Raw genomic sequence first — 4,284 nt, 5'->3', positions numbered from 1 at the left:
GCGCTCTCGCGCGCGGTGTCGCTCGCCCCCGCCCGCCCCCCCCGCCCCGGGCACACCCCCCCCGCGGCCGAGCCGGGACTCGTCCGATTCGCCGACCGCGGCCGGCTGCCCCGGATCGGCGAACGCATCCGCGTCCTCGGCTACCGGTACGGCGGCGGCTCCGCCGGAAACGTTCCGGCCGGCGCGATCGGCGCACTCACCGGCATCGGCGGCGTCAAGGTCACCAACCCGCTCCCCGCCACCGGCGGAGCCGACCCGGCCTCCCTCGCCGACGCCCTCGACGCCCTGCCCGCCGAAGTCCACCGGCGCGACCGGGCCGTCACCGCCGAGGACTTCCGCGCCCTCGCCCTCGAAGTCCCCGGCGTACGGCGCGCCGAGCCGCTGCCCCTGCTGCACCCCGACACGCCCACCCAGCCCGCCGCGGGCGTCGTCAGCGTCCTCGTCTTCCCCACCGAGGACCAGCGCGACCCCGGCGCCCCCCTGCCCGACCTCGCCCTGCTGCGCCGGGTCGCCGCGTACCTCGACCCGAGGCGCCTGGCCACCACCGAGCTGTACGTCATCCCGCCCACCTACACGGACATCGCCGTGTCCGTCGGCATCCGCACCCGCGACGGCTACCAGCCCGACGCCGTGCGCCGCTGGGTCGAGCTGATCCTGCGCCAGTACCTCGCCCCGCTCCCGCCGTACGGGCCCGACGGCGCGGGCTGGCCGCTGGGCCGGGCCGTGCGCCGCGCCGAACTGGAGGCCGTCGCCGTCCAGGTGGAGGGCCTGGAATACCTGGAGGACGAACTCCTGCTGGCCCGCCGCACCGGCACGCAATGGACCCCGCTGCCGCTCGTCCCGCTCCACCCGTGGGAGGTGCCCCGGGTCGCCGAGATCACCGTCGTCACCGGCAGCCCGCTGCCCGTCGGAGCCGGCTACGCAACCCCGCCCCCGCCCCCCGGCGACCCCGTCGTCGTCCCGCTCCCCCCGGAGGTCTGCTGATGTACGGCGACCGTGCCGTCGGCGTCCTGGCCGACCCGGACCAGTGGGTGCGCTGCCGCCACGAATCCACCGCCCTCCTCGACGAGGGCGGCGTCGGCCTCGCCTGGGAACCCGAACCGCAACCCGCACCGGACCCGGCACCACCCGGGCGCGGACCCGCCGGACTGGCCTTCGACCGCTGGGGCCGCGCCTACCGCTCGTACCCCCGCGCCGGACGCGTGGAGGTCATCGCACCCGGCACCACCGGCGACGGCACCCCCCACCGGCCGGGCACCCTCTGCGTCCCGCGCGGCCTCGCCGTGGACGCCGCACAGCGCCTCCACATCGCCGCATCCGGCGCGGGCGCCGTCCACGTGATCGACCTGTGGGGCGAACGGCTGCTGCGCCGCGTCCCCGTCCGCAGCGCGGACCGCCCGCACCGCCGGCCCCTCGACGTCACCGCCCTCCGCGGCGCCGTGGCCGTCCTCGTCACCCGCCCCGCCGGGATCGTGCTCCTCGAAGGCCGCCGCGGCCCGCTGCGCGGACCCGCACTGCGGCGCCCGCCCGGCAGCGACGGCCTGCGCCCCACACGGATCGCCGGCCACGCCGGACACCTCCACGTGCTGTGGACCGGGCCGGCCGGCGGACGCGCGGTCGTCGCCCGCGCCGACGGCACCCGCCCGCTCACCGTGCCGGACGCCACCGACCTCGACCTGACGGCCGACGGCGCACTCGTCGTGGGCCGCGCCCCCGGCCAGCCGCTGCGCCGCTTCCGCGCCGACGGCGATGCCTGGGCGGAGATCGAACCCCTGCGCGCCCCCGGCTACGACGGCGGAGCCGTCACCGTCGACCCCGACGGCCGCGTCGCGTTCACCACCGCCGACGGGCTCGCCCGCACCGCCGGGCCCGCCACCCGCTACACGCCCGCCGGCACCGTCATCGGCTACCGCCTCGACGCCGGGGAGTACCGCACCCGCTGGGGCCGGCTCTTCCTCGACGCCTGCATCCCGCCCGGCACCGACGTCCGCGCCGGCTTCCTCACCACCGACGAGGACACCGTCCCCGACCCGCTGCCCTGGCAGCCCCCGGTACGGGGACCGCGCTCCGTACGCCACGCCGACCACACCCCGCCACTGCCCTCCCGCGCCCTGCACGCCGACCGGCCGCCGCCCACCGCACCCCTGTTCCGGCGCCCGACCGGCCGCGAACTGCCCTGGGCGCAGATCAACCCCGACGACGGGTTCGAAACGTACGAAGCCCCCGTCGACGCCCCGCCCGGCCGCTACCTGTGGATCACGCTCCGGCTCACCGGCACCCCGCGCGTGACCCCCCGCGTCCGCGGCCTGCGCGTGGAACGGCCCGGACACCGGCTGCCCGCCGCACTCCCCGGGGCCTGGAGCCGCGACGAGGCCGACGCCGCGTTCCTCCAGCGCTTCCTCGCCCCCGCCGAAGGCATGCTGCACGAACTGGACTCCCGCGCCGCCCTGCGCACCCTGCTCCTCGACCCCCGCACCACCCCGCAGGAAGCCCTCGACTGGCTGGCCGGACTGCTCGGCCTCGCCCTGGACCGGCGCTGGCCCCCGGCCGCCCGGCGCGAACTCGTCGCCCAGGCCTACGACCTGTTCCGCATCCGCGGCACCGTCACCTGCCTCGAACGCATCCTGCGGCTCTACCTCCCGCTGCCCGTCAGCGTGGTGGAGCACTGGCGGCTGCGCGGCCTCGGCGGAGCGGTCCTCGGCACCGGGCCCGGCGGTCCCCCCGCACCGGCCGTCGGCGGCGCGGCGGGCACCTCCGGGGCCCTGGGCCGGTTCACCGTCGGCGGCACCCGGCCCGGCGAGGACGGCTACACCGCCACCGCACACCGGTTCAGCGTCCTCATCCCCGCGGACCCCGGCCCCGACCGGCTCGACGTCGTCCGCGCCATCGTCGAGGCCCACAAACCGGCCCACACCCTCGTCGACATCTGCCCGCTCGGAGCCGGCATGCGGATCGGCCGCACCCTCCACCTCGGGCTCACCTCCGTCGTCGGCCCCGGCGCCGCCTGGGGCCCCGCGATCGTCGGCCGGGTCCGGGTCGGCGAGGACGGCGTCGTCGGCGTGCCCGCCGCCGGCTCCCGCGTCGGCGAGACCACCATCACCGGGGCGGTGCGCGTCGGATGAACACCCCCACCGTGGTCATCGGCCGGCTCTCCGCCACCCTGCGCCACGACCCCGGCGAGCCGCCGCCGTCGGCCGACCGGCTGCGCGGACCGCTGAGCCGCGCGATCGACGGCCCCCTCGAAACCGCCCTGCGCGGACTCGACCTGCCGTCCGGCCGCTGGTGCCTGGCCCGGCTCGACCTGACCCTCGCCCTCGACCCGGCCCGCCCCGAACCGGCCCTCGCCCGCGACTGGTCCGAGGCGGTCGCCACCGCGATCGAACGGGCCGTACGGGAAGGCCGCACCGGCGCACCGGACGGGCCCGTCCACTACCGGCACGACGTGGAACTGCTCGCCGACGCCGTCGCCGGCCTCGCCGCCGGACGCCGCGAACGACTGTGGGCCTGGCGGCAGACCGGCATCCTGCGGCCCGGCGACCCGGCCCCGGACGCCTCGCCCGGCCCGGCGCTGCTGGCCGCCCTGGAACGCCACCCGCAGCACGCCGCGGCCGCCGTGCTCCGCGCGGCCGAACACTGCGGACTCCCCGCACTGCACCGGGTCTGGGGCGGCGAAGGCTGGCAACGCCTGGCCGTCCTCGTCACGGGCGGCGAACGCTGCGCGCCCGCGGACCCCGCCGGACCGCCGCCCGGCCCCGGCACCCGCGCACTCGCCCGGGCCCTGCTCGCCGGATCCCGGCTGGCCGAACTGGTCCGCGCCTCCCGGCTGCGCCCCGCCGAACCCACCCCGGCCGCATGGGCCGTCCTCGTCCTCGCCGAAACCGACCCGGCGTCACTGCACCGGGCCGCCGCCCGCCCCGGTCTGCGCGAGCTGCTGGCGGCGGGCCTGCGCGCCCCGGACGCCGATCCGGCACGCGCCGTACCCGAACCCGGCTCAGAACTCGGCCAGTTGCCGGACCGCGGTCCCCGCGGGAACGGCGGGAACGGCAGGACGGGGGGAGAAGGCGAGTGCGCCGGGTGTGACGGGTGTGCCGGGTGTGGTGGACGCGTCGGGTGTGCCGGGTGCACCGGGACCGCCGGGTGTGGTGGACACGTCGGGTGTGCCGGATGCGTCGGGTGTGCCGTGTGTGGTGGACACGTTGGGTGTGCCGGGTGCACCGGGACTGCCGGGTGCGGCGGATGCGTTGGGTGCGCCGGGTGCGGCGGACGTGTGGGATGTGCCGGATG

2 protein-coding genes and 1 pseudogene are annotated in these 4,284 nt (G+C 78.3%); all 3 read left to right on the top strand.

The genetic code is table 11. The features are described from left to right. The coding region (locus ACFXA3_RS37065) for a baseplate J/gp47 family protein (protein ID WP_385194683.1) at positions 1-984 on the top strand (984 nt) is incomplete at its 5' end. Then, complete coding sequence (locus ACFXA3_RS37060; RefSeq protein ID WP_385194681.1) at positions 984-3,122, top strand: phage tail protein; 2,139 nt, start codon at positions 984-986, stop codon at positions 3,120-3,122. The genes ACFXA3_RS37065 and ACFXA3_RS37060, both read left to right, overlap by 1 nt. Further along, positions 3,119-4,284, top strand: a pseudogene (locus ACFXA3_RS37055) (hypothetical protein); the annotation flags it as partial. The gene ACFXA3_RS37060 and the pseudogene ACFXA3_RS37055, both read left to right, overlap by 4 nt.

The sequence above is a fragment of the Streptomyces sp. NPDC059456 genome, from assembly GCF_042750055.1.
Taxonomy (GTDB): Bacteria; Actinomycetota; Actinomycetes; order Streptomycetales; family Streptomycetaceae; genus Streptomyces.
This window is presented reverse-complemented; position numbering and strand designations above follow the sequence as displayed.

Coding starts and splice junctions, on each gene's coding strand:
- ACFXA3_RS37060 (WP_385194681.1), top strand. CDS start 984: ATGTACGGCGACCGTGCCGTCGGCGTCCTGGCCGACCCGGACCAGTGG.